This window comes from Rhizobium esperanzae (assembly GCF_002204185.1).
Lineage (GTDB): Bacteria > Pseudomonadota > Alphaproteobacteria > Rhizobiales > Rhizobiaceae > Rhizobium > Rhizobium esperanzae.
Genome location: NZ_MXPU01000022.1, coordinates 36,074 through 60,931, shown reverse-complemented (window position 1 = coordinate 60,931; position 24,858 = coordinate 36,074). Strand labels below are relative to the sequence as shown.

The following is a 24,858-nucleotide window of genomic DNA, read 5'->3' as shown; positions in this document are numbered from 1 at the left end:
GGGTTGATCAGACAAGCTCGACGTCGACGACGCCGGGGGCGGCGCGAAGGGCAGCGGCAATCTCCGGAGTGATGCGGTATTTCTCCGGCAGCGCCACTTCCACCTCGCGTTTGCCCTCTTCCTTGATGACAATGAAGGAAACCAGACCGTCGCCCTTGGTGTTCAGATGGCCGGCAACCATTTTCAGCGGTCCGGAATCTCTGACATAGACGCGCAGCGCCTTCTGCATCTGCAGCGACTTTTCCTCAAGCGACTGGATCGTCTGGATGCGAAGACCGATACCCTCCGGCCGCTCCTCACCGGTCGCGGTCAGCAGGAAGGATTTCCCGGACTCGAGCACGTCGCGATACTGGTTCAGCATCTCCGAAAACAGCACCGCCTCGAACTGGCCTGACGAATCGGAAAAGACAATGATGCCCATCTTGTTGCCGGTGCGGGTCTTGCGCTCCTGCTTTGAAATGACGGTTCCGGCAAGACGCGCATTGGCAGCCCCCTGCTTGATCGCCTGAGAAAACTCGGCAAAGGTCTGCACACGCATCTTCTGCAAGATGTTGCTGTAGGAATCGAGCGGGTGGGCCGTCAGATAGAAGCCCAGCACCTGAAATTCCTTGAGCAGCCGCTCCGATGCCAGCCAGGGTGAATAGGGCGGCAAGGAGATCTTCTCCGGGCCTGAGTTTAGTGCGCTGCCAAAAATATCTGACTGGCCGCTCAGCTTGTTTTCCTGGGCGCGCTGGGCATAACCGAGAATGCGGTCGAGGCCGGCGGCCAGCTGGGCGCGGTCGGCGCCGAAACAATCGAAGGCGCCGGCATAGATCAGGCTTTCGAGCACGCGGCGGTTCACCTGGCGCGGATCGATGCGCAGGCAGAAATCCTCGATGCTGGCAAAAGGCTTGTCGCCACGCACCTCGACAATGTGGTCGACGGCGGATTCGCCGACGCCTTTGAGGGCGGCCAGCGCATAGTAGATACGATTGTCGCCGGTCTCGAAATGGCGGAAGGAGGTCTGCACCGAAGGCGCGATCACCTCGATGCCGAGCCGCTTGGCGTCCTGACGGAAATCATTGACCTTTTCCGTGTTGGACATGTCGAGCGTCATCGAGGCGGCGAGGAATTCGACCGGATAGTGCGCCTTCATGTAGGCCGTCTGGTAGGAGACGATCGCATAGGCGGCGGCGTGCGACTTGTTGAAGCCGTAGTTTGCGAACTTCGCCAAGAGTTCGAAGATGTTGTCGGCTTGCGGCTTTGATACGCCGTTCTTGACGGCGCCGACGACGAAGCGTTCCCGCTGCTGGTCCATCTCCGCCTTGATCTTCTTACCCATGGCGCGGCGCAGAAGGTCGGCTTCGCCAAGCGAATAGCCCGACAGGACCTGGGCGATCTGCATCACCTGTTCCTGGTAGACGATGACGCCCTGCGTCTCCTTGAGCAGATGGTCGATCATCGGATGGATCGATTCCAGCTCTTCATCGCCGTGCTTGCGGGCATTGTAAGTCGGAATGTTCTCCATCGGGCCGGGGCGGTAAAGCGCCACCAGCGCGATGATGTCCTCGATGCAGTCCGGCTTCATGCCGATCAGCGCCTTGCGCATGCCCGCACTTTCCACCTGGAACACGCCGACCGTCTCGCCGCGCGACAGCATCTCGTAGGTCGGCTTGTCGTCGAGAGGAATGGCCGCAAGATCGACATTGATGCCGCGCTTGGCGACGAAATCGACGGCGACCTTCAGCACCGTCAGCGTCTTCAGACCGAGGAAGTCGAATTTGACGAGGCCGGCCTGCTCCACCCACTTCATGTTGAACTGGGTGACAGGCATGTCGGAGCGCGGATCGCGATACATCGGCACCAGCTTGGAAAGCGGCCGGTCGCCGATGACGATGCCGGCGGCATGCGTCGAGGCGTGGCGATAAAGCCCTTCGATCTTCTGGGCGATGTCGAGCAGCCGCGCCACCACCGGTTCTTTCGCCGCCTCCTCCTGCAGCTTCGGCTCCTCCTCGATCGCCTTGGAAAGCGGCGTCGGATTGGCGGGATTGTTCGGCACGAGTTTGCAAATCTTGTCGACCTGGCCGTAAGGCATTTCTAGCACGCGTCCGACGTCGCGAAGTGCGGCACGCGCCTGCAGCGAACCAAAGGTGATGATCTGCGCCACCTGCTCGCGGCCGTACTTGGCCTGGACGTAGCGGATCACCTCCTCGCGGCGGTCCTGGCAGAAGTCGATGTCGAAGTCAGGCATCGAGACGCGTTCCGGATTGAGGAAGCGCTCGAATAGTAGCGAGAAGCGCAGCGGGTCGACATCGGTGATCGTCAAGGCATAGGCGACCAGCGAACCTGCCCCCGAACCGCGGCCGGGACCGACCGGGATGTCGTGCTGCTTGGCCCATTTGATGAAGTCGGAAACGATCAGGAAGTAACCCGGGAAGCGCATGCGCTCGATGACGCCGAGCTCGAACTCCAGCCGCTCGCGATAATCCTTTTCCTCATAACCGGGCGACATGCCGAGGGTCGAAAGCCGCATGTCCAGCCCTTCCACCGCCTGACGGCGCAATTCGCCCGCCTCGGCGCGTTCCGCCTCCTCGGCATCGTCGGTGGCGCCCGTGAAACGCGGCAGAATCGGCTTTCGCGTTTTCAGCACGAAGGAGCAGCGCCTCGCGATCTCGATCGTGTTTTCAAGCGCTTCCGGCAGGTCGGCAAAGAGCTTGGCCATCTCAGCCCGGCTCTTCAGGTAGTGATCCGGAGTCAGGCGAAAACGGCTGTCGTCGGAGACGATGGCATTATGCGCAACCGCCATCAGCGCATCATGGGCGTCGTAATCGTCGCGGGTCGGAAAGAACGCCTCGTTGGTGGCGACGAGCGGCAGGTCATGCGTGTAAGCAAGCCCGACGATCTTCTGCTCGTGCCGCTTGTCGTAGGTGCCGTGCCGCTGCAGCTCGACATAGAGTCTGTCGCCGAAGAGACGCTTCAGCGTGAGCAACCGGGCTTCCGCCTGGGCGGGATGACCTTCCCTGACAGCTGCGTCGACCGGCCCGGTCAGGGCGCCGGTCAAGGCGATCAGCCCTTCCGTGCCTGCCTCTTCCAGCCAGGAGGTTCTGATATGGATGGCCTGGTTGCTATCGCCGCCGAGATAGGCGCGGCTGACGAGATCGACCAGCCTTTCGTAACCAGCCTCCGTCGCGGCAAGAAGAACGATCGACGGCAGCTTGACTAGGGCCGGCTGACCGCCGCGCTTTTCGCTTTCCAATCCGTCTTCCATGTCGATCGAGACCTGGCAGCCGATGATCGGCTGCAGGCCCTCGTCCATTGCCTTCTGGGAGAATTCAAGGGCGACGAAGAGATTGTTGGTGTCGGTAATGGCGATCGCCGGCTGACTGTCGCCGGTCGCCTTGTAGAGGATCTTCTTCAGAGGCAGCGCGCCCTCAAGAAGCGAATAGGCGGAATGGACTCTCAGGTGGATGAAGCCCGGCGTGCCGCCGGTCGCCTCACCCATTGAACCCTTTTCCGTCTCCGCCATGATATGCCTTCCCAATCAGCCGAAATGAATCGGATGCATTGTCGGCATTGAGGGCGATGATGTCCAGAAGAGACCCGCGTGCGAACCGCATGACTGCCATGCGATCCCCGAAAAATTTAGATTGCGATGACAATAAGCGAGAAGCTGGCAACGAACATTGCGATGGAGGTGAATGCTGCGATATCACGGATCATGTCAATCATCTGGCTCTCCTTTACTCGTTATGTTTTCAATTTGTTCCATCTATGTTCCGATGTCAACAGGAATCTTTTCCTTTGCGCTTGCGTTGAAGAATCTCGACGCGCTTGGCGATTCCCATGGGCGCCTGCGCTCGGTTCGATAGGCAGCAGCCCGCCCCCTTTCCCAATCTTCGACAGATCCGCCATTCCGTTCAGATAGGCCACCGCCCAAGTCGATCTTCTGAATTCCGACGCATGTTCTCTTTATGTTCTTTACATGCCACAGGATATTTGCCAGCATCCCGCCCAGAGGAGAATGACATGCTCGACATTGCGAAGCTGAACGAATTCATCGTGGAGGCGAAGGCTGCGACCTATGTCGGCGGCGGAGTGCCGCGCACGCCCTGCCGGCCGGGTTCCCATGATGTCGGGTATGAGAGCGGCGACTGGCATTATCTCGACAGCTATTTCGGTGGCACCGACTTCGCGGGACAGGAAGTGGTTTGGTTTGCCCGCCAACCCGTCTGGGCGATGAATTATTTCGGCCGCGTCGTCGCGCCCGATCTCATCGACGGCAGTGCCGCCGGAACGGTGATCAAGGCAGCGCTGTCGGCAATGTATCGGGAGCGCCGCTTTCTTGGCGGAATGGAATTCGATCATCCGTTCGGCCGCTATGTCGACCGTAGCGAAGGCGGCTGCGAGCGTTTCAGCGGCCATGAATGCATCATGGTCGCCGGCAGGAAGGCCTATGTGCTCGATTACCGCGGCGGGCTGGTCATCCCGTGATCACCGTCGACTAAAACTCTACGACCTTGCCATCGGAGATCGTGACGCGCCGATCCATGCGGCCGGCGAGTTCGTGATTGTGGGTGGCGATGAGGGCCGCAAGGCCGGATTGGCGCACCAGCGCCTCCAGCGCGTCGAAGACGTAGCTTGCCGTTTCCGGATCCAGATTGCCGGTCGGTTCGTCGGCAAGAAGCAGCGTCGGCGCATTGGCGACAGCGCGGGCGATCGCAACGCGCTGCTGTTCGCCCCCGGAAAGCTCGGCCGGGCGATGCGAACCGCGATGGCCGATGCGCATATAGTCGAGGAGCTGCCCGGCCCGCTCCTGGGCTTCCTTCCAGGACAGCCCGGCGATCAGCTGCGGCATCATGATGTTCTCAAGCGCCGAAAATTCCGGCAGGAGGTGGTGAAATTGATAGACGAAGCCGATCTCGCGGCGGCGGATCGCCGTGCGCTTCTCATCGGAAAGGCCGTCGCAGGCATGGCCGTTGATGGTAACCTCGCCGCCGTCGGGATGCTCGAGCAGGCCGGCGACATGCAGCAGCGTCGACTTGCCGGTGCCGGAGGGGGCGACAAGAGCGACGATCTCGCCTTTCGCCAGCGAAAAATCCGCTCCCTTCAAGATCGTGAGCAGCGTATCACCCTGCCCGTAATGGCGCTCGACGCCGGTAAGCTTGAGGACGACGTTGCGATTCATGAATGCGGCATTCCTTATTCGTAGCGCAGGGCCTGCACCGGATCGAGCCTGGAGGCGCGCCATGCCGGGAAGATGGTGGCGATGAAGGAGAGGCTGAGCGCCATGACGACCACCGAGATCGTTTCGCTGATATCCATCTCGGCCGGCAGCTGGCTGAGGAAATAGACCTGGGGATTGAAAATCACGGTGCCGGAGATCCAGGAGAAGAACTGGCGGATGGATTCGATGTTGACGCAGACGAGAACGCCGAGCAGCACACCGGCAAGCGTGCCGACGATGCCGATCGCCGCTCCGGTCATGAAGAAGATGCGCATGATCGCACCGGCGCTGGCGCCCATGGTACGTAGGATGGCGATATCGCTGCCCTTGTCCTTCACCAGCATGATGAGGCCGGAGATGATGTTCAGCGCCGCCACGAGCACGATCAGCGTCAGGATCATGAACATGACGTTGCGCTCGACCTGGAGCGCGGAGAAGAAGGTCTGGTTGCGCTGGCGCCAGTCGGTGAGGTTGATCTGGCGGCCGGCCGCCTCTTCCACCTTCGGCCTCAGCGCGTCGATATCATCGGGATGATCGACGAAGAGTTCGATCGACTGCACCAGCCCGGCCGCATTGAAGTAGAGCTGCGCCTCCTCGAGCGGCATGAAGATGATCGACGAGTCGTATTCCGACATGCCGATCTCGAACAGCCCGGAGATCTTGTAGGATTTGACGCGCGGATTGACGCCCATCGGCGTGATGTCGCCTTCCGGCGAGGTCAGCGTGATGGCGTCGCCGACGCGCAGACCCAGCTGGTCGGCCATGCGGGTGCCGATCAGCACGCCTTCACCGGAGGCAAAGCCCACCATGTCGCCGGACTTGATGTTATTAGAGATCGTTTTGAGCTTGGTGAGGTCTTCAGGGCGGACGCCGCGCACCAAAGCACCGGTGCTGCCGCCGGCCTGGGCGGAGGCGAGCACCTGGCCTTCGACCAAGGGCAGCGCCATCTTGACGCCGGGCACCGCGGCGAGTTTGGCGGTCAGGTCGGGATAATCGGTGAAGGGACCGTCGACCGGCTGCACGATCATGTGGCCGTTGATGCCGAGGATGCGCGAGACGAGCTCGGTGCGGAAACCGTTCATGACGGCCATGACGATGATCAGCGTCGCAACGCCGAGCATGATGCCGACGAAGGAGAAGCCAGCGATCACCGAGATGAAGGCCTCCTTGCGGCGGGCGCGCAGATAACGCCACGCCACAAGGCGCTCAAAGGTGGAAAATGGCTTGCCAGCCGGACCCAAGCCGGATTTTGAACTCCGGTCCACTGCTGCCTCTGCCATTTCGCCTCCGTTTCCTTAAGCCACGAACCTGTTGATCGCCGCTTCGATGGTCATCGTTTCACGGGCGCCGGTCTTGCGGTCCTTCACTTCGACCTCGCCGTTCGCGACCGCACGCGGGCCGGCGATGATCTGGACGGGTACGCCGATCAGGTCGGCCGTCGCGAATTTCGTGCCGGCCCGGTCGTCGGTATCGTCATAGAGCACATCCTTGCCGGCCTTTTTCAGAGCGGCGTAGATCAGCTCACACGTATCGTCGCAGGCCTCATCGCCCACCTTCATGTTGATAACGACGACATCGAAGGGTGCGACCGATGCCGGCCAGATGATTCCGTTGTCGTCATGCGAGGCTTCGATGATGGCGGGAACAAGGCGTGTCGGGCCGATACCGTAGGAACCCATGTGAACGAAGTGTTCCTTGCCGTCAGGTCCCTGCACCTTCGCGCCCATCGGCTCGGAGTATTTCGTGCCGAAATAGAAGATGTGGCCAACCTCGATGCCGCGGGCCGAAAGGCGGTCGCCCTCGGGCACGGCGTTGAAGGCCGCCTCGTCGTGCATTTCCGAGGTCGCCGCATAGAGCGAGGTCCACTTGTCGAAGATCGCCTTCAGGCCCTCGACGCTGTCGAAATCGGTGTTTTCGCCGGGAATATCGAAACCGACGAAATCCTTATGGCAGAAGACCTCGGATTCACCGGTATCGGCGAGGATGATGAATTCATGGCTGAGATTGCCGCCGATCGGGCCGGTATCGGCGCGCATCGGGATGGCCCGGAGACCGAGCCGATCGAAGGTTCTGAGATAGGCGGCGAACATCTTATTATAGGAATGCTCCGCCCCTTCGCGCGTCAGATCGAAGGAGTAAGCGTCCTTCATCATGAACTCGCGCGAGCGCATGGTGCCGAAGCGCGGGCGGATCTCGTCGCGGAACTTCAGCTGGATGTGATAGAGATTGAGCGGCAGGTCCTTATAGGACTTGACCGCGGAACGGAAAATATCCGTCACCATCTCCTCGTTGGTGGGACCATACAGCATCGGCCGGTCCTGGCGGTCCTTGATGCGCAGCATCTCCTTGCCGTAAGCATCATAACGGCCGCTTTCCTGCCAGAGCTCGGCCGACTGCAGGGTCGGCATCGAAAGCTCGATGGCGCCGGCGCGGTTCTGCTCCTCGCGGATAATGGCGTTGACCTTGTCGAGCACACGCTTGCCGAGCGGCAACCAGGAATAGATGCCCTGAGACTGCTGGCGGATCATGCCGGCGCGCAGCATCAACCGGTGGGAGACGATTTCCGCCTCCTTTGGGTTTTCCTTAAGAATGGGCATGAAGTAGCGAGACAGACGCATGGCGATTCCGGAGCAGTTGAGATCCCGCCGGCAAGCGGAATCGGAGATACATTGTGAATGTGGGAGCGTTCATAGCCGCTTCGCGGCGGGAAGGAAACCCGCAACTGCCGTCGGCCGCCTCCCGGACACGCATGTTCGCACCCGCAAAATGAAAGGGCGTAAAAAAGCGCGTGTTTATAAGGACTTGAACGAAAATCTTGTCAACAGAAAAATTTTGCTGGTGTGTAGCAAAAATGCAAAAAAAGCTAATGACAAAGCCCAATGTTTGAGCTAGTTTTAGCTCACAAAACAGGCAGGAAGCTAAATTCTTGTCGAATTCGCGGTCAAGTCTTGGGAGGATCAGATCTTAGGCGCGCTCGTCGCAGCCCCGGCAACGGTTACAGATCACGCGATACTTAAAACAAGGCTTCCAGCCTTGTTTTTTTTTGGCTTTTCGCCCTCTCCTCCCATTCAAGCTCCAGACGGCTTCCGTAAGGGAATCCTCTCATTCCGCTAGGCGAGCTCCTTGCCGCAACAGCATGACACCAATATGACGAAACGAATTTTCCCTGAATTTTACATCTGCTCAAAGTTTGAGCAAAAGCTATCTCAATAGAAGCTAGGCCCCAGTTGTGGAAGGGCGTCAAAGCCCCAGCCAAAATAGGTGTCGCAGACATACCAGAGGCCATAGATCAGCGCCGAGATCAGCGTCGTCAGGGAAAAGACGAAGGCGGCGCGAAAGCGGGTGGGCGCGCTTGGCACGGTCCCGAGCACGATATTGTCGTCTTCCGCCTGAGTGCGCAGGCCGATCGGCAGAACGGCGAACAGCGTCATCCACCATATGATGAAGTAGACGGCGAATCCCTGCAGGAAGGTCTGAAGCATTATCTTTCCCGGTCGTGTCTTGCCGACAGAACGCGCGAAACGCTGTGTCGCATGGAACTGGCGTACTTATACGGCGGAATAGCGTCCAACTCAAAGCGAAGGAAACATTTCGACGTCTTCGGGTCACTCTGCCGCAGCGAAAAACGCGTCCGAGTATATTTGATTTAGGCCTGTTCGAGTTCGATCAGCGTACCGAAGAAATCCTTGGGGTGCAGAAAGAGCACCGGCTTGCCATGCGCGCCGGTCTTCGGCTGGCCGTCACCCAGCACCCGCGCGCCGGCGACGATCAGTCGGTCACGGGCGAGGATGATATCCTCCACCTCGTAACAGATATGATGCATGCCGCCGGACGGGTTCTTTTCGAGGAAGGCTGCGATCGGCGAGTCCTGCCCGAGCGGCTGCAGCAATTCGACCTTGGTGTTCGGCAACTCGACGAAGACGACGGTGACCCCGTGTTCCGGCAGAGACTGCGGCTGCGATACGGCGGCCCCCAGCGTGTCGCGGTAGGCGGCCGTCGCCGCTGCGAGATCAGGGACGGCGATGGCGATATGGTTTACCCGGCCGAGCATGGTCAGACCTTGGTGACGAAGGCGGTGACAACGGGCTTTTTGCCCCAGGCGTGATTTGCGGCTGCGCGGATGGCACGGCGTACGGCCTCCTGCAGCATATCGATATCCTTGCGGCGGGCGCGCGGAATGCTTTCGATGGCGCTGATCGCCGCATCGTAGAGCGTATCCTCCATCTCCTCGCCTTCGTCATCATAAACCGGAAGGCCGATGGAGACGAGATCGGGATCGCCGAGAATGTCATAACGCGCGTCGAGCACGACGTTGACCGCGACATGGCCGACATAGGAGAGTTTCTTGCGCTCGCCGATACCCATTTCGTCGAAATCGCCGATCAGCAGGCCGTCCTTGTAGATGCGGCCATGCGGCGCTTCGCCAATCACCTCGACCGGACCTGGCGCCAGCCGCAGGATATCGCCGTTGCGCACCCGCGGCACGACCGCGATGCCGGATTGCTCTGCCAGCTCCTTATGCGCCGTTAGATGCGTCGCCTCGCCATGCACCGGCACGACGATTTTCGGCCGGGTCCACTCATACATCCTCTGTAACTCGTTGCGGCGCGGATGGCCGGAGACGTGGACGAGCGCCTCGGTATCGGTGATGATATGCACGCCCTGCTCGACGAGGCCGTTCTTGATATCCTGAATCGCCTTTTCGTTGCCGGGAATGGCACGCGAGGAAAAGACCACGATATCGCCTGCCGCAAAGGCCACGTTGCGCATCTCGTCACGGGAGAGCTTGGCAAGGGCGGCCCGCGCCTCACCCTGGCTGCCGGTCAGGATGACGACGACCTTGTCGCGCGGGATGTAGCCGTATTCCTCCTCGGAAATGAAAGGTTTGACCCCTTCCATCAGGCCGATATCACTAGCGACATCGACGACACGCTTCAGCGAACTGCCGAGCAGCAGCACTTCGCGGCCGGCCGCCTCGGCAGCCTCGGCGACGGTGCGAATACGCCCGACATTCGACGAGAAGGTGGTGATCGCTACCCGGCCCTCGGCATCCTCGATAATCTTGCGCAGGCTTTCCGACACATCCTTCTCAGAGGGCGAAACACCGTCGCGCAGGGCGTTGGTGGAATCGCACATCAGCGCCAGCACGCCCTCGTCGCCGAGCTGGCGGAATCGTGTCTCATCGGTCAGAGGCCCCAGCGAGGGCTCGTGATCGATTTTCCAGTCACCGGTATGGATGACGTTGCCGGCCGGCGTGCGGATCATCAGCGACATCGGCTCGGGGATCGAATGGTTGACGGCCACACCTTCGATGCTGAACGGGCCGACATTGATCGTATCGCCTGCCTTGAACGGCGTCACCGGCACTTCGCCGATCGTTGCCTTCTCGAAATTGCGTTTGGCTTCAAGCAAGCCCGATGTAAAGGCCGAGGCGAAAACCGGAACGTTGAGGCCCGGCCAGAGGTCGGCGAGTGCGCCATAGTGGTCTTCATGGGCATGGGTGATGATGATCGCCTTGAGGTTCTTGCGCTCATTGGCGAGGAAGCGGATATCGGGCAGCACGAGATCGACGCCCGGCAGGTCAGGACCGGGAAAGGTGACGCCGCAATCGACCATAATCCACTGGCGATGCTCGGGCGGGCCGTAGCCGTAAAGGGCAAGATTCATCCCGATCTCGCCGACGCCGCCCAGAGGCAGGAATACCAATTCGTCCTGTTTCGCCATAATTTCGTTTTTTCCGCTATCCAAAAAACACATCACCAGCGGCAATAGACATGATCCTGCCAGCGCCGGTATCGAGCATCAACAAGCCATTATCATCAATCCCGGCGAATTGTCCGGAAATTGACCGGTCCGGTAAATTGACCGTGATCTTTTCACCGACGCCGCAGGCAATGGCGCGCCAGCGTGCGGTGATCTCGGCAATGCCGCGGCCCTGATCCCATATTTCCAGCAGTTCCGCCATCGCCGCGAAGAGATGAGCGAAGAGTTCCTCCGGCGAAGCCGCGCTCGCATGCTGGCGCAGGCAGGTGACGGGATAGAGCGGATTGTCCGGCATAACCGAAACATTGATGCCGATGCCGACGATCAGCGCGTAGCGGCCGTCCGGCAACTGCTCACCCTCGACGAGGATGCCGCAGGTCTTTTTCCGGCCGATGAGAATATCGTTCGGCCATTTGACCTCGAGTGGTTCGGCGCCCGGCGGCAGCACCTGGCGGATAGCCTGGTGTACCGCGACGGCAACCGCGAGCGGCAGCGAGCCGAGGCGCTCCATCGGCGCCGGATCGATCAATAGAAGAGACGCGTAGAGATTGCCGCGTTCGGAAACCCAGAGACGACCGCGGCGGCCGCGGCCGCCGGTCTGCCTCTCGGCCGTCACCCAGAGATTGCCGGGATCGCCCGCCCGCGCCCGGGCGAGGCATTCGCTGTTGGTGGATGATGTTTCCGACAGCGCCTCGTGCCTGAAATCGCCGAGCGATATCCGGCGCCGTCTGTCGGAAACCATCAGAAGAGCGTTGCGGCGGCAAGCTCTGCCGCGCCACCGATCGGACCGCCGATCAGCACATAGGCGGTGACGAAGAGACCGGAGAGACCGAAGACCAGCCGCAAGGCACTGGAAACGCGGGCGAATTCTCCGGTCGCCTCATCGAACCACATCAGCTTGATGACGCGCAGATAATAATAGGCGCCGACGACCGAGGCGAGGACGCCGATGATGGCAAGCGCATAGAGCTTGGCTTCGATCGCTGCAACGAAGACGAAATACTTGGCGAAGAAACCGGCGAGCGGCGGAATGCCGGCGAGCGAGAACATCAGCGCCGTTAGTACCACGGCCATGAACGGGTTGGTCGCGGAAAGGCCGGCGAGATCATTGACGTCTTCGACAACGGTTCCGTCCTTGCGGCGCATCGACATGATGATCGCGAAGGTGCCGAGCGTCATAATCATGTAAATGACCATGTAAAGCATGACGCCAGAAACACCGGTCTGGTTGCCGGCGGCAAGGCCGACCAGAGCATAACCCATGTGGCCGATCGAGGAATAGGCCATCAGTCGCTTGATGTTCTTCTGGCCGATCGCGGCAAAGGAGCCGAGCAGCATCGAGGCGATCGAGATGAAGACGACGACCTGTTGCCAGTCCGCCAGAACCGGTTGGAAGGCGGTGATTACGATGCGAGTCAACATTGCCATGGCGGCAACCTTGGGGGCTGCGGCAAAGAAGGCGGTGACCGGCGTCGGCGCGCCTTCATAAACGTCCGGCGTCCACATGTGGAACGGAACGGCCGAGATTTTGAAGGCGATGCCGGCGAGGATGAAGACCAGGCCGAAGATGAGGCCGAGCGAGCGTGCACCTTCAACCGAAAGCGCCTGGGCGATTTCGGCGAAATGGGTATGGCCGGTGAAGCCGTAGACCAGCGACATGCCGTAGAGCAGCATGCCGGAGGACAGCGCGCCGAGCACGAAATATTTGAGGCCGGCTTCGGTCGACTTCAGGCTGTCGCGATTGATCGCGGCGACGACGTAGAGCGCCAGCGACTGCAGTTCCAGCGCGAGATAGAGCGAGATCAGGTCGTTGGCCGAAATCATCAGCAGGATGCCGAGGGTCGCCAGCACCAGCAGAACCGGGAACTCGAACTTGTCGAGCTGATTTTCGCGGGCATGCCCCATCGTCATGAACAGCGCAACCAGCGAACCAATGAGCGCCACCAGCTTCATGAAGCGCGAGAAGCCGTCGGCCATGTAGACGCCGCCGAAGGCGAGGCCTTCCGCCGGCACGAAGAGCAGCCACAGGCCGGATGCGAGCAGCAGGACGATGGCAAGGCCGGTGACGACAAGGCCCGACCGCTCGCCTGAAAAGACGCCGACCATCAACAGGACTAGGGCGCCGACCGCGAGGATGAGCTCCGGCGCGGAAAGATGCAGACTGAGGAGAATTGTTTCAGCGGTCATGTCCGATAAGTCCCGTCATCATTTCATAGACAGCGCAACGTTCTGCGCTGCGTGCACGGCGGCCGTGTAGTTGTTGACCAGCAGATCCACCGAGGCGGCCGTCGCATCGAAGACCGGAGCCGGATAAACGCCGAAGAAGATGGTCAGCGCAACCAGCGGATAGAGGATCAGCTGTTCGCGTCTGGAAAGATCGAGCAGCGCCTTCAACTTTTCCTTCTCCAGCGCGCCGAAGATCACCCGGCGATAAAGCCAGAGCGCATAGGCGGCCGATAGAATGACACCGGTGGCGGCAAAGAGCGCGACCCAGGTGTTGACCCGGAAGACGCCGATCAGCGTCAGGAATTCGCCGATGAAGCCAGACGTGCCGGGAAGCCCGACATTGGCCATGGTGAAGACCATCATCGCCACGGCATATTTCGGCATGTTGTTGACGAGGCCGCCATAGGCGTTGATCTCGCGGGTATGGGTACGGTCGTAGACGACGCCGACGCAGAGGAAGAGCGCGCCGGAGACGATGCCGTGCGAGAGCATCTGGAAGATCGAACCCTGGACGCCCTGCATGTTGGCGGCAAAGATGCCCATGGTCACGTAGCCCATATGCGCCACGGAGGAATAGGCGATCAGCTTCTTGATGTCATCCTGCATCATCGCCACCAGCGAGGTGTAGATGATGGCGATAACCGACATGGCGAAGACGAGCGGCGCGAAATAGTCGGAGGCGACCGGGAACATGCCGAGCGAGAAGCGGATGAGACCGTAGCCGCCGAGCTTCAGGAGCACGCCGGCCAGGATCACCGAGCCTGCCGTCGGCGCCTGAACGTGCGCATCCGGAAGCCAGGTGTGAACCGGCCACATCGGCATCTTCACCGCGAAGGAGGCGAAGAAGGCAAGCCAGAGCCATGTCTGCAGCGCCGGCGGGAACTTGTAGGCGAGCAGCGCGGTGATGTCGGTCGTGCCGGCCTGCCAGTACATCGCCATGATGGCGAGCAGCATCAGCACCGAGCCGAGCAGCGTATAGAGGAAGAACTTGTAGCTCGCATAGACACGGTCTCTTCCGCCCCAGACGCCGATGATCAGGAACATCGGAATGAGGCCTGCCTCGAAGAAGACGTAGAAGAGCACGATATCGAGCGAGACGAAGACGCCGACCATCATCGTTTCCAGGATGAGGAAGGCGATCATGTATTCCTTCAGGAGCTTCTCGATCGAGAGCCAGCTCGCCAGCACGCAGAAGGGCATGAGGAAGGTCGACAGGATGACGAACAGCATGGAGATGCCGTCGACGCCGACGTGGTAGCCGATGCCGGTGCCGAGCCAATCATGCTTTTCGAGCATCTGGAAGCCCGGGTTGGCATTGTCGAAGCCGATCCAGATGAAGAGAGAGACGACGAAGGTGAAGACGGTGGTGATCAGCGAGATCCACAGCACGTTCCTCCGACCGCTTTCGCTGTCGCCATTCATCAAGAGCAGGAGCACCACGCCGACGAGCGGCAGGAAGGTGACCGTTGAAAGAATAGGCCAATCGGTCATCAGAAGGAACTCCCGAGCATCATCCAGGTAACGAGCGCCGCAATGCCGAGCAGCATGGCGAAGGCATAGTGATAGAGGTAACCGGTCTGCAGGCGGACGACGCGGTCGGTGACAGCGACCACGCGGGCTGCCACGCCATTCGGGCCATAGGTATCGATGACGCCGACATCACCCTTCTTCCACAGGAAGCGGCCAAGCGCCCTTGCCGTGCGGACGAACAGGAAGTCGTAGAGTTCGTCGAAATACCACTTGTTGAGCAGGAAATGGTAGAGCACCCGGTGCTGTTTGGCGAGGACGCGCGGCGTCTGCGGCGAGCGGATATACATGTACCAGGCAATGACGAAGCCGATCAGCATTGCGATGAAGGGGCTCAGGCCAACCAGCGCCGGAACATGGTGGAACTCTTCGACGAGTTCGTTCTCGGCGCCGGTGAAGAGCGCGCCCTTCCAGAACTCGGCGTATTCCTCGCCGTAGAACCGACCTTCGAAGATCACGCCCGCAAAGATTGCGCCGAGCGCAAGAAGATAGAGCGGCACCAGCATGACCTGCGGCGACTCGTGGACGTGGTGCATGACCTCATGCGAAGCGCGTGGCTTGCCGAAGAAGGTCATGAAGATCAGGCGCCAGGAATAGAAGCTCGTAAAGAGTGCAGCGATGACCAGCAGCGAGAAGGCAAAGCCTGCGACCGGCGAGTGCGATGCATAAGTCGCCTCAATGATCACGTCCTTGGAAAAGAAGCCGGCAAGGCCGAACGGCGTGAAGGGAATGCCGACACCGGTAATCGCCAGCGTGCCGATGATCATCAGGCCGCCTGTAACTTTAATATGCGGCCAAAGCCCGCCCATGTAGCGCATGTCCTGCTCGCCATCGACGGCATGGATGACCGAGCCGGCGCAGAGGAAGAGCAGCGCCTTGAAGAAGGCGTGCGTGAAGAGATGGAAGATCGCTGCGCCATAGGCCCCTACCCCGAGCGCCACGAACATATAGCCGAGCTGCGAGCAGGTGGAATAGGCGATGACGCGCTTGATGTCGTTCTGCACGAGGCCGACGGTTGCCGCGAAGAAGGCGGTGATCGCGCCGATCACGGTAACGACGGTCAGGGCGTCCGGCGACAGTTCGAAAAGCGGCGACATGCGGGCGACGAGGAAGACGCCGGCGGTGACCATGGTGGCGGCATGGATGAGGGCCGAGACCGGGGTCGGACCTTCCATGGCGTCCGGCAGCCAGGTGTGCAGCAGGAACTGCGCCGACTTACCCATGGCGCCCATGAACAGCAGCAGGCAGATGCCGGTCAGCGCGTGCGCCTTATCAAGTTGCATGCCAAAGAGGTTGAGGATCACTTCGCTCGCCTCACCACCGCCTTCATGCGGGGCGAAGTTCGATGCATTGGCGAAGATCGTATCGAGGTTGATCGAGCCGAACAGCACGAAGACGCCGGCAATGCCGAGCACGAAACCGAAGTCGCCGACGCGGTTGACGATGAAAGCCTTCATCGCCGCGGCCGTCGCCGACGGCTTCTTGAACCAGAAGCCGATCAGCAGATAGGAGGCGAGACCAACGCCTTCCCAGCCGAAGAACATTTGGGCAAGATTATCGGCCGTCACCAGCATCAGCATGGCGAAGGTGAAGAGCGAGAGATAGGCAAAGAAGCGCGGGCGATGCGGATCGGTATGCATGTACCCGATCGAATAGATATGCACCAGCGTCGAGACCGTGTTGACCACGATCAGCATGACTGAGGTGAGCGTATCCACGCGCAGCGACCAGGAGACATCAATACCGCCGGACTGGATCCAGCGCAGCACCTCGACCTTGATCGGCCCGCCTTCAAGATGGCCCATGCCGACGTTGAAGAAGACGATCCAGGAGAGGATGCCGGCGATGACCATCAAGCCGCTGGTAACATATTCCGAAGCCTTGGCGCCAATGGCGCGGCCGAAAAGGCCGGCGACGATCGCGCCGATCAAGGGAAGAAAGACAATAGCCTTATAGAGGAACATGAGCCACTCAGCCCTTCATCATATTGACGTCTTCGACCGCGATCGAGCCGCGGTTGCGGTAGAAGACAACGAGAATTGCAAGACCGATCGCCGCCTCGGCAGCCGCGACCGTCAGAATGAACAGCGCGAAGACCTGTCCGACAATGTCGTTCAGGAAGTGAGAGAAGGCGACCATGTTGATGTTGACCGCAAGCAGGATCAGTTCGACCGACATCAGGATGACGATGACGTTCTTCCGGTTCAGGAAGATACCGAAGACGCCGAGCGTGAAGAGGATGGCGCTGACCGTCAGGTAGTGGGAAAGTCCGATGACCATGTTCTTTGTTCCTTGACCTGCCTTTAGACGCCCTGCCCCGGCTTGACCGACACCACCTCGACGGCGGTGGCGGGCGTGCGGGCAACCTGCCTGGAAATATTCTGCCGCTTGATATTGGTGCGATGCCTCAGCGTCAGCACGATCGCACCGATCATGGCGACCAGCAGCACCAGGCCGGCAATCTGGAAGAAATAGACGTAGTTGGTGTAAAGCACGTCGCCGAGAGCGGCCGTATTGGTGCGCTCGGTAAGCGCCGGGATCGGCATGGCGACTGATTTGGCGATCTCGGGCGAGATGACGCTGCCGCCGATGACGACGATCAACTCGGCCGCCAGGATGATCCCGATCAATCCGCCGATCGGCGCATATTCGAGCACGCCTGCCCTCAATTCGGTGAAGTCGATATCGAGCATCATCACCACGAAGAGGAAGAGGACGGCGACGGCGCCCACATAGACGACGAGCAGGATCATCGCCAGGAACTCGGCGCCGAGCAGCAGGAACAGGCCGGCCGCGTTGAAGAACACCAGGATCAGGAACAGAACCGAGTGAACCGGGTTCTTCGCCCAGATGACCATGAACGCCGACGCCACCGCGACAAAGGCGAAAAGGTAGAAAAATAGAGCCTGCAGACCCATGTTGGTGCCTTTTTCATCTTCCCCCGGGCAGCCGGGAGTTTTCCCTGCCCGATGGAGCTTCGCGGCACTTCGCCGGCAAAGCTCCTGTGCATATTGACCGCGACAGGAGCGAGCAGCTCCGTCGCGGCATTTCGGATATCAATCAGCGGTACGGCGAGTCGATCGCGATGTTGCGGGCGATTTCGCGCTCCCACCGGTCTCCATTATCGAGAAGGCGCGCCTTGTCGAAATAGAGCTCTTCGCGGGTTTCCGTCGCAAATTCGAAATTCGGGCCTTCGACGATCGCGTCGACCGGGCAGGCTTCCTGGCAGAAGCCGCAATAGATGCACTTCACCATATCGATGTCGTAGCGCACGGTGCGGCGTGTGCCGTCGTTGCGGCGCGGACCGGCCTCGATGGTGATCGCCTGGGCAGGACAGATTGCCTCGCAGAGCTTGCAAGCGATGCAGCGTTCCTCGCCGTTCGGATAACGGCGCAGTGCATGCTCGCCGCGGAAGCGCGGGGAGACCGGACCCTTTTCGAAGGGGTAGTTGATCGTCGCCTTCTGGCGGAAGAAATAGCGCATCGACAGAAAGAACGCGCCGAAGAATTCCTTGAGGAACAGCGAGTTGATGGAGCTGGACAAGCTTGCCATCTTCAACCTCCAATTTTGCCGGAAACGAGAGCTGGGATCATTACGCCCATCCCATCAGTTTCAGCACGAATGCAACGATGATGACCATGGCGAGCGACAGCGGCAGGAAGACCTTCCAGCCGAGGCGCATGAGCTGGTCGTAGCGGTAGCGCGGGACGAAGGCTTTGACCATCGCGAACATGAAGAACACGAAGCAGGCCTTCAGCATGAACCAGATGATGCCGGGAACCCAGTTGAGGATCCAGATATCGACCGGAGGCAGCCAGCCGCCGAGGAAGAGGATCGTCGTCAGCGAGCACATCAGGCAGACGGCCGCATATTCGCCGAGCATGAACATCATGTATGGCGAGGAACCGTATTCGACCATGAAGCCGGCGACGAGTTCCGATTCGGCTTCCGGAAGGTCGAACGGCGGACGGTTCGTCTCGGCGAGCGCCGAAATGAAGAAGACGATGAACATCGGGAACAGCGACAGCCAATGCCAGTCGAGGAACGAGGCCGGCAGGCCGAGCATGGTGCCGAGGCCATTGTGCTGCGCATTGACGATGTCGGTCAGGTTGAGCGATCCGACGCAGAGCAGAACGGTGACGATGACGAAGCCGATCGAGACTTCATAGGACACCATCTGTGCCGCCGAGCGCAGCGCGCCGAGGAACGGATATTTCGAGTTCGACGCCCAACCGCCCATGATGATGCCATAGACTTCGAGCGAGGAGATCGCAAAGATATAGAGGATACCGACATTGATGTTGGCGATCACCCAGCCGTCGGCGAGCGGCACCACCGCCCAGGTCGACAGCGCCAGAAGCACCGTCACCAGCGGAGCGAGCAGGAACACCGCCTTGTTGGCGCCGGCCGGAATGATCGGCTCCTTGAAGACGAACTTCAGAAGGTCGGCGAAGGACTGGAACAGGCCGAAGGGACCGACGACGTTCGGACCGCGGCGCAACTGCACCGCCGCCCAGATCTTGCGGTCGGCAAGCAGCACGTAAGCGATGAAGACGAGCAGGCAGACGAGAAGCAGCAGCGACTGACCGATCATGATGATCCCCGGCCAGACATAGGTTGAGAAGAAAGAATCCATGAGTTCCTGCCCTTACTCTGCCGCGACTTTGAAGTTGTTGCGGGCCAATGCCGAGCACTCGGCCATGACAGCCGAGGCGCGCGCTATCGGGTTCGTCAAATAGAAGTCTTTGATCGGCGACGCAAACCCTGACTTGTTCATCTTGCCGGCTTTTTTCGCGACTGCGGCAATTTGGGCGCTATCGGTTTCGGCGATCTCGTCGATGGCGGCGAAATGCGGGAAAGCGGCATAGAGCCGGCCACGCAACTCACTCAGCGAATCGAAGGGAAGCTTCTTGCCGAGCACATCGGACAGGGCACGGATGATCGCCCAGTCCTCACGGGCATCGCCCGGCGCAAAGCCTGCGCGGTTGCCCATCTGGACGCGGCCTTCGGTGTTGACCCAGGTGCCGGACTTTTCGGTATAGGCTGCGGCCGGCAGGATGACGTCGGCATGGTGCGCGCCGTTATCGCCGTGCGAGCCAATATAGACGGTGAGCTTGGCCTTCTTGGCGGTGAAGTCGAGTTCGTCGGCGCCGAGCAGGAAGAGCACATCCATCGACTGCAGCATTTCGGCGGCGTTGACGCCCGCAGCACCCGGCACGAAGCCAAGGTCGAGGCCGCCGACGCGCGAGGCGGCGGTATGGAGGACGGCGAAGCCGTTCCAGCCATCGACGACCGCACCGACCGAACCGGCGAGCTTGGCGGCACTGGCGAGAACGCCAGCGCCGTCGCTGCGCGACAGCGCGCCCTGGCCAATGATGATCATCGGCTTGGCGGCGTTCTTCAGGACGTCAGCGAAGGCGTGAGTGCCGTCGAGCAGATCCTTCAGCGTGTCGGGACCGCCGCCGAGATAGTCATAGCTGTAGCGTAGTTCGCCGGGCTCGCCGATGACGCCGATCGGGAACTTGCCACGGCGCCAGCGCTTGCGGATGCGGGCATTCAGGATTGCCGCCTCAAAGCGCGGATTGGCGCCGATGATCAGCAGCGCGTCGGCTTGATCGATGCCTGCGATGGTCGGGTTGAAGATGTAGCTTGCGCGGCCGAGCGACGGGTCGAGTGCCGCCCCATCCTGGCGACAGTCGAGATTGGCCGATCCGAGCGACTTCACCAGTTCGGAAAGCGCATACATTTCCTCGACGGAAGCGAGATCGCCGGCGATCGCGCCGATCTTGTCGCCCGAGGTGGCGCCGACGGCGGCCTTGATGGCGCCGAAGGCCTCGGCCCAGCTCGCCGGCTGCAGGCGGCCGTCGCGGCGGACATACGGCCGGTCGAGGCGCTGGGTCTTCAGCCCGTCCCAGATGAAGCGGCTCTTGTCGGAAATCCACTCTTCGTTGATCGCCTCATTGACGCGCGGCAGGATGCGCATGACCTCACGGCCGCGGGTGTCGACTCGGATCGCCGAACCGACGGCATCCATGACGTCGATCGATTCAGTCTTGTTCAGTTCCCAGGGGCGCGCGGTGAAGGCGAAGGGCTTGGAGGTGAGCGCGCCGACCGGGCAGAGGTCGACGACGTTACCCTGCAGTTCGGAGGTCATCGCCTGTTCGAGATAGGTGGTGATCTCGGCATCCTCGCCGCGGCCGATCAGACCGAGTTCGGAGATGCCGGCGACTTCGGTGGTGAAGCGGACGCAACGCGTGCAATGGATGCAGCGGTTCATCACCGTCTTGACAAGCGGGCCAATATACTTGTCCTCGACGGCGCGTTTGTCTTCCTGATAACGCGAGGTGTCGATGCCGAAGGCCATCGCCTGGTCCTGCAGGTCGCATTCGCCACCCTGGTCGCAGATCGGGCAATCGAGCGGATGGTTGATCAGCAGGAATTCCATCACGCCTTCACGGGCCTTCTTGACCATCGGCGTGTTGGTGAAGACCTCGGGCAGTTCGCCGTTCGGGCCGCCGCGGATGTCGCGAACGCTCATGGCGCAGGAAGCCTGCGGCTTCGGCGGGCCGCCCTTCACTTCGACAAGGCACATGCGGCAATTGCCGGCAACAGACAGGCGCTCATGGAAGCAGAAGCGCGGAACCTCGGCCCCGGCATCTTCGCACGCCTGCAATAGCGTGAAATGATCCGGAACTTCGATCTCGTTGCCGTCAATCTTCAGTTTTGCCATCGTCGCTCAGTCCTGTTTTCCGTTTGCCTGATGACGGCAAACAAACCCGTTTTTGCAACATTGTCTTTGCCGAGCCGGATCTTTCGTCCTGCCGGCAGCCGATGTCGCTCAAATTTTCTGTCGCGCGTTCCAGACGTGAAACCCGCACCGGCATCTGCAGCGTGAGGCCCCGCCCGTCCGCCGATCTGCCCTATTTCCGGCCGGTTGCACGGCCGGACAGTTCATTTCCTTCTGCGGCCCCGCCCGGCGAGAGCCTTCGCCTGGCCGATCCAGTCGTCGCGGGCGATGCGGCCGTTGAAGCCAAGATCGGCGTCGAGCCGGGCGATGTCCTCGTCGGTCCAGGCGGCAATCTCAGCAAAGCTGCGAACGCCCCTGGCATTCAGCACCTGCTCCAGCTTCGGGCCGATGCCGGCGATCAGCTTGAGATCGTCGGCCTTTGTAGCCCGCGCAACCGGCTTTGCGTTCACGACCGATTTTGCCTTGCTGGCCGGCTGCGGTTCGCTTGCCGGGATCGGCGCGCTCGCCGGTTTAACAACGGTCAGTCTCGGCCCTGCCTTCTTCTCGAGCTCGGGTTTGTCGGCCGCGGGCTTGGTGAAAACCTTGACAGCCGGACGGATATTTTCCGGCCGGATATCGACATCGGGCATCGGTTCGTCCGGCGGCGTATCGTCGAGGGCGGCCGCGAGCTTGCCGGTCGTCTCCAGCGCGCTCTGGAAGGCCCCGAAAAAGGCGCCCGCCATCTGCGTCGAGAAACCGAAGCCGATCGCCGTTGCGGCGGCAAAGGCTGCGGCGGGATGCGCCATCAGCGGATGCACAGGCAACGCCTGTGCGTTTTCCAGCATCTCGGCGGCAAGACGGCCGAAGCCGGCCGCGATATCGGCGGTCTCTTCCTTCTTCCCACTTTTCGATGCCTTGTCCGTCATGATTATTCAGCCGCCTCCAGAACCGCGCCGTGGTCGAGCGCGCTTGCCGTATACTGGTCGATGCGCTTTTCGATCTCCGGGCGGAAGTTACGGATCAGACCCTGCACCGGCCATGCGGCGGCGTCGCCGAGCGCACAGATGGTATGGCCTTCGATCTGCTTGGTCACCTGGAACAGCATGTCGATTTCGCGCTTCTGGGCATTGCCCTTGGCCATGCGTTCCATCACCCGCCACATCCAGCCGGTGCCTTCGCGGCAGGGCGTGCACTGGCCGCAGCTCTCGTGCTTGAAGAAGGCGGAGATGCGGGCGATCGCCTTGATGACGTCGGTGGACTTGTCCATGACGATGGCGGCGGCTGTGCCAAAGGAAGAGCCGACGCCGCGCAGGCCGTCGAAATCCATCGGGCAGTCGATGATGTCCTTGGCCGGAACGATCGGGCAGGATGCGCCGCCGGGAATGACCGCGAGCAGATTGTCCCAGCCGCCGCGGATGCCGCCGGCATGGCGGTCGACCAGTTCGCGGAAGGTGATGCCCATTTCCTCTTCGACCGTGCACGGCTTGTTGACGTGGCCGGAGAGCATGAACAGCTTGGTGCCGACATTGTTCGGACGGCCGATCGACGAGAACCAGCCGGCGCCGCGACGCAGGATCGTCGGCGCAACGGCGATCGATTCGACGTTGTTGACCGTCGTCGGGCAGCCGTAGAGGCCCATATTGGCCGGGAATGGCGGCTTCAGGCGCGGCTGACCCTTCTTGCCTTCGAGGCTTTCGAGCAGCGCGGTTTCCTCGCCGCAAATATAGGCGCCGGCGCCGTGATGGACGAAGATGTCCATGTCCCAGCCGAGCTTGTTGTTCTTGCCGAGCAGGCCAAAGTCATAGCATTCGTCGATTGCCGCCTGCAGCGCTTCGCGCTCGCGGATATATTCGCCGCGCACATAGATATAAGCGGTATTGGCGCCCATGGCGAAGCTCGCGACGACGCAGCCTTCGATCAGCGTATGCGGATCGTGGCGCATGATGTCGCGGTCCTTGCAGGTGCCGGGCTCCGATTCGTCTGCATTGACGACGAGGTAATGCGGGCGGCCGTCGCTTTCCTTCGGCATGAAGGACCATTTGAGACCCGTGGGGAAGCCGGCTCCGCCGCGGCCGCGAAGGCCAGAGGCCTTCATCTCGTTGATGATCCAGTCGCGGCCTTTTTCGAGGATCTGCTTGGTGCCGTCCCAGTGGCCGCGGCTCATCGCGCCCTTCAGGGACTTGTCCTTGAGGCCGTAGATGTTGGTAAAGATGCGGTCTTTATCTTGTAACATGCTTCACCTCTTACCGCGGCTTCTTGCCGAAGACCTTGATATATTCCGCTTCGCCGCCCTTGGCGAGCGCCTTGGCCTGCTTGACCCAGTCGTCGCGTTCGATGCGGCCGCGGAAATTCAGGTAGCCATCGACCCATTCGCGCTCGGCCTTCTTCCAGCCTGCCACCTGCGAGAAGGTGAAGATACCGATTTCGTTCAATGTCGCCTCGATCTTCGGACCGACGCCGGAGATCATCTTCAGGTCATCCGGAGCGGCGGGCTTTTCGATGCCGGCCGGGCGGTTCTTGTCGGTCAGGCTTGGCTTGGCCGCCGCGGCGGTTTCGGCCCTCGCGGCCGGCGCGGGCTCGGCAGGCGCAGTGCCGGAAACCGGCTGCTGCTCGGCTGCCTTGGCGTTTTTCGCCGCCCCCTTCGGCGCCGTTGCCGGCGTCTTCAACGCCGCATTGGTCTCGGCATCGGTGCTCTTCGGGCGGCCGGCCTCGGAGGGCGGGATCGGCGCGCCGTCGGCCGGCGCCGACACGCTTTCGGCATCGGTCTTCTTGGCGCGTGTCCTTGCCTTCGGCTCTTCCGTCGTGAGCGAGGTCAGGCCGCCTTCAGGTGCTGAGAATATCCGGTCGACCTGGGTGCCCGGCTTGATGCTCGCGCCATTGCCGGTGGCAAAGGTGTCGATGATCTCTTCGAGACGTTCGGGCGTCAGATCTTCATAGGTGTCCTTGCCGATCATCACCATCGGGGCGTTGACGCAGGCGCCAAGACATTCGACCTCTTCCCAGGAGAGCGTGCCTTCGGCATTGCGCTCGAAGGGGTGCGCGTGGATCTTGCTCTTGCAGACCGACATCAGCGCTTCCGAACCGCGCAGCATGCAGGGCGTGGTGCCGCAGACCTGGACATGGGCGCGCGTGCCGACGGGATGCAGCTGGAACTGCGTATAGAAGGTCGCGACCTCGAGCACTCTGATATAGGCCATGTCAAGCATGTCGGCGATCTTTTCGATCGCCGCGCGCGTGACCCAGCCGTCCTGTTCCTGCGCTCGCATCAGCAGCGGAATGACCGCCGATTGCTGGCGGCCGGCGGGGTATTTCTGGATCGTCTTGTCCGCCCAAACCGCATTTTCATCGCTGAAAGCGAATGCGGCAGGCTGAAATTGATCTTCGGCTAATCGACGAACGGACATTCTTCCTC

Annotated in this window: 20 protein-coding genes; 1 reads left to right on the top strand and 19 read right to left on the bottom strand. The window is 61.0% G+C overall.

What is annotated here, in order from left to right; genetic code table 11:
- Positions 1-7: 7 nt before the first annotated feature.
- Positions 8-3,505 (bottom strand): DNA polymerase III subunit alpha, encoded by a 3,498-nt coding sequence (gene dnaE / locus B5E41_RS26210; protein ID WP_088396675.1) that lies wholly within the window; start codon positions 3,503-3,505, stop codon positions 8-10.
- A 500-nt stretch (positions 3,506-4,005) separates the two neighbouring features.
- Here dnaE and B5E41_RS26205 point away from each other — a divergent pair, with 500 nt between their 5' ends.
- Positions 4,006-4,470: a DUF5680 domain-containing protein gene (locus B5E41_RS26205; protein ID WP_088396674.1), complete on the top strand. Its 465-nt coding sequence runs from the start codon at positions 4,006-4,008 to the stop codon at positions 4,468-4,470.
- 10 nt (positions 4,471-4,480) lie between these two features.
- Here B5E41_RS26205 and B5E41_RS26200 read toward each other — a convergent pair whose 3' ends face one another.
- The 18 genes from B5E41_RS26200 to B5E41_RS26115 form a co-directional block, all read right to left on the bottom strand.
- A complete protein-coding gene (locus tag B5E41_RS26200; protein ID WP_011424942.1) occupies positions 4,481-5,164 on the bottom strand; it encodes an ABC transporter ATP-binding protein in 684 nt (227 codons plus the stop codon).
- Between the two features lie 14 nt (positions 5,165-5,178).
- Positions 5,179-6,483: a lipoprotein-releasing ABC transporter permease subunit gene (locus tag B5E41_RS26195; protein WP_088396673.1), complete on the bottom strand. Its 1,305-nt coding sequence runs from the start codon at positions 6,481-6,483 to the stop codon at positions 5,179-5,181.
- A gap of 15 nt (positions 6,484-6,498) precedes the next feature.
- Positions 6,499-7,821 (bottom strand): proline--tRNA ligase, encoded by a 1,323-nt coding sequence (proS, locus tag B5E41_RS26190; protein ID WP_088396701.1) that lies wholly within the window; start codon positions 7,819-7,821, stop codon positions 6,499-6,501.
- Positions 7,822-8,409: 588 nt separating this feature from the next.
- Positions 8,410-8,685 (bottom strand): DUF1467 family protein, encoded by a 276-nt coding sequence (locus B5E41_RS26185; RefSeq protein WP_088396672.1) that lies wholly within the window; start codon positions 8,683-8,685, stop codon positions 8,410-8,412.
- Between the two features lie 164 nt (positions 8,686-8,849).
- Positions 8,850-9,254: a methylmalonyl-CoA epimerase gene (mce, locus tag B5E41_RS26180; protein ID WP_088396671.1), complete on the bottom strand. Its 405-nt coding sequence runs from the start codon at positions 9,252-9,254 to the stop codon at positions 8,850-8,852.
- A gap of 2 nt (positions 9,255-9,256) precedes the next feature.
- Positions 9,257-10,927 carry a ribonuclease J gene (locus B5E41_RS26175; RefSeq protein WP_088396670.1) on the bottom strand — a complete coding sequence of 557 codons (1,671 nt, stop codon included), beginning with the start codon at positions 10,925-10,927 and terminating at the stop codon, positions 9,257-9,259.
- 16 nt (positions 10,928-10,943) lie between these two features.
- On the bottom strand, positions 10,944-11,708 hold the full coding sequence (locus tag B5E41_RS26170) for a biotin--[acetyl-CoA-carboxylase] ligase (RefSeq protein ID WP_088396669.1): 765 nt from the start codon (positions 11,706-11,708) through the stop codon (positions 10,944-10,946).
- Positions 11,708-13,153, bottom strand: coding sequence for an NADH-quinone oxidoreductase subunit NuoN (nuoN, locus tag B5E41_RS26165; RefSeq protein ID WP_088396668.1), 1,446 nt, complete (start codon positions 13,151-13,153; stop codon positions 11,708-11,710). Before nuoN ends, B5E41_RS26170 begins: the two co-directional genes overlap by 1 nt.
- 18 nt (positions 13,154-13,171) lie before the next feature.
- Positions 13,172-14,683 carry an NADH-quinone oxidoreductase subunit M gene (locus B5E41_RS26160; protein ID WP_088396667.1) on the bottom strand — a complete coding sequence of 504 codons (1,512 nt, stop codon included), beginning with the start codon at positions 14,681-14,683 and terminating at the stop codon, positions 13,172-13,174.
- Positions 14,683-16,683 carry an NADH-quinone oxidoreductase subunit L gene (nuoL, locus tag B5E41_RS26155; RefSeq protein ID WP_088396666.1) on the bottom strand — a complete coding sequence of 667 codons (2,001 nt, stop codon included), beginning with the start codon at positions 16,681-16,683 and terminating at the stop codon, positions 14,683-14,685. Before nuoL ends, B5E41_RS26160 begins: the two co-directional genes overlap by 1 nt.
- A gap of 7 nt (positions 16,684-16,690) precedes the next feature.
- Positions 16,691-16,999: an NADH-quinone oxidoreductase subunit NuoK gene (gene nuoK / locus B5E41_RS26150; protein WP_010066755.1), complete on the bottom strand. Its 309-nt coding sequence runs from the start codon at positions 16,997-16,999 to the stop codon at positions 16,691-16,693.
- Between the two features lie 23 nt (positions 17,000-17,022).
- Positions 17,023-17,637 (bottom strand): NADH-quinone oxidoreductase subunit J, encoded by a 615-nt coding sequence (locus B5E41_RS26145; protein ID WP_085859166.1) that lies wholly within the window; start codon positions 17,635-17,637, stop codon positions 17,023-17,025.
- Between the two features lie 142 nt (positions 17,638-17,779).
- Complete coding sequence (nuoI, locus tag B5E41_RS26140; protein WP_004680064.1) at positions 17,780-18,271, bottom strand: NADH-quinone oxidoreductase subunit NuoI; 492 nt, start codon at positions 18,269-18,271, stop codon at positions 17,780-17,782.
- A gap of 40 nt (positions 18,272-18,311) precedes the next feature.
- Entirely contained in the window at positions 18,312-19,355 is a 1,044-nt protein-coding gene (gene nuoH, locus B5E41_RS26135; protein WP_064801830.1) for an NADH-quinone oxidoreductase subunit NuoH, read from the bottom strand.
- Positions 19,356-19,367: 12 nt separating this feature from the next.
- Entirely contained in the window at positions 19,368-21,449 is a 2,082-nt protein-coding gene (nuoG, locus tag B5E41_RS26130; RefSeq protein ID WP_088396665.1) for an NADH-quinone oxidoreductase subunit NuoG, read from the bottom strand.
- Between the two features lie 221 nt (positions 21,450-21,670).
- Positions 21,671-22,372 carry a 5' DNA nuclease gene (locus tag B5E41_RS26125; protein ID WP_088396664.1) on the bottom strand — a complete coding sequence of 234 codons (702 nt, stop codon included), beginning with the start codon at positions 22,370-22,372 and terminating at the stop codon, positions 21,671-21,673.
- Positions 22,373-22,374: 2 nt separating this feature from the next.
- The gene (gene nuoF / locus B5E41_RS26120; RefSeq protein ID WP_088396663.1) at positions 22,375-23,679 is read right to left on the bottom strand and encodes an NADH-quinone oxidoreductase subunit NuoF; all 1,305 of its coding nucleotides are present in this window, start codon (positions 23,677-23,679) and stop codon (positions 22,375-22,377) included.
- Positions 23,680-23,689: 10 nt separating this feature from the next.
- The gene (locus tag B5E41_RS26115) at positions 23,690-24,850 is read right to left on the bottom strand and encodes an NADH-quinone oxidoreductase subunit E (RefSeq protein ID WP_088396662.1); all 1,161 of its coding nucleotides are present in this window, start codon (positions 24,848-24,850) and stop codon (positions 23,690-23,692) included.
- Between the last annotated feature and the right edge of the window lie 8 nt (positions 24,851-24,858).

Bases quoted from the DNA above. Each gene is read 5' to 3' on its own strand.
- dnaE (WP_088396675.1), bottom strand. From the start codon at position 3,505: ATGGCGGAGACGGAAAAGGGTTCAATGGGTGAGGCGACCGGCGGCACG.
- B5E41_RS26205 (WP_088396674.1), top strand. From the start codon at position 4,006: ATGCTCGACATTGCGAAGCTGAACGAATTCATCGTGGAGGCGAAGGCT.
- B5E41_RS26200 (WP_011424942.1), bottom strand. From the start codon at position 5,164: ATGAATCGCAACGTCGTCCTCAAGCTTACCGGCGTCGAGCGCCATTAC.
- B5E41_RS26195 (WP_088396673.1), bottom strand. From the start codon at position 6,483: ATGGCAGAGGCAGCAGTGGACCGGAGTTCAAAATCCGGCTTGGGTCCG.
- proS (WP_088396701.1), bottom strand. From the start codon at position 7,821: ATGCGTCTGTCTCGCTACTTCATGCCCATTCTTAAGGAAAACCCAAAG.
- B5E41_RS26185 (WP_088396672.1), bottom strand. From the start codon at position 8,685: ATGCTTCAGACCTTCCTGCAGGGATTCGCCGTCTACTTCATCATATGG.
- mce (WP_088396671.1), bottom strand. From the start codon at position 9,254: ATGCTCGGCCGGGTAAACCATATCGCCATCGCCGTCCCTGATCTCGCA.
- B5E41_RS26175 (WP_088396670.1), bottom strand. From the start codon at position 10,927: ATGGCGAAACAGGACGAATTGGTATTCCTGCCTCTGGGCGGCGTCGGC.
- B5E41_RS26170 (WP_088396669.1), bottom strand. From the start codon at position 11,708: ATGGTTTCCGACAGACGGCGCCGGATATCGCTCGGCGATTTCAGGCAC.
- nuoN (WP_088396668.1), bottom strand. From the start codon at position 13,153: ATGACCGCTGAAACAATTCTCCTCAGTCTGCATCTTTCCGCGCCGGAG.
- B5E41_RS26160 (WP_088396667.1), bottom strand. From the start codon at position 14,683: ATGACCGATTGGCCTATTCTTTCAACGGTCACCTTCCTGCCGCTCGTC.
- nuoL (WP_088396666.1), bottom strand. From the start codon at position 16,683: ATGTTCCTCTATAAGGCTATTGTCTTTCTTCCCTTGATCGGCGCGATC.
- nuoK (WP_010066755.1), bottom strand. From the start codon at position 16,999: ATGGTCATCGGACTTTCCCACTACCTGACGGTCAGCGCCATCCTCTTC.
- B5E41_RS26145 (WP_085859166.1), bottom strand. From the start codon at position 17,637: ATGGGTCTGCAGGCTCTATTTTTCTACCTTTTCGCCTTTGTCGCGGTG.
- nuoI (WP_004680064.1), bottom strand. From the start codon at position 18,271: ATGGCAAGCTTGTCCAGCTCCATCAACTCGCTGTTCCTCAAGGAATTC.
- nuoH (WP_064801830.1), bottom strand. From the start codon at position 19,355: ATGGATTCTTTCTTCTCAACCTATGTCTGGCCGGGGATCATCATGATC.
- nuoG (WP_088396665.1), bottom strand. From the start codon at position 21,449: ATGGCAAAACTGAAGATTGACGGCAACGAGATCGAAGTTCCGGATCAT.
- B5E41_RS26125 (WP_088396664.1), bottom strand. From the start codon at position 22,372: ATGACGGACAAGGCATCGAAAAGTGGGAAGAAGGAAGAGACCGCCGAT.
- nuoF (WP_088396663.1), bottom strand. From the start codon at position 23,679: ATGTTACAAGATAAAGACCGCATCTTTACCAACATCTACGGCCTCAAG.
- B5E41_RS26115 (WP_088396662.1), bottom strand. From the start codon at position 24,850: ATGTCCGTTCGTCGATTAGCCGAAGATCAATTTCAGCCTGCCGCATTC.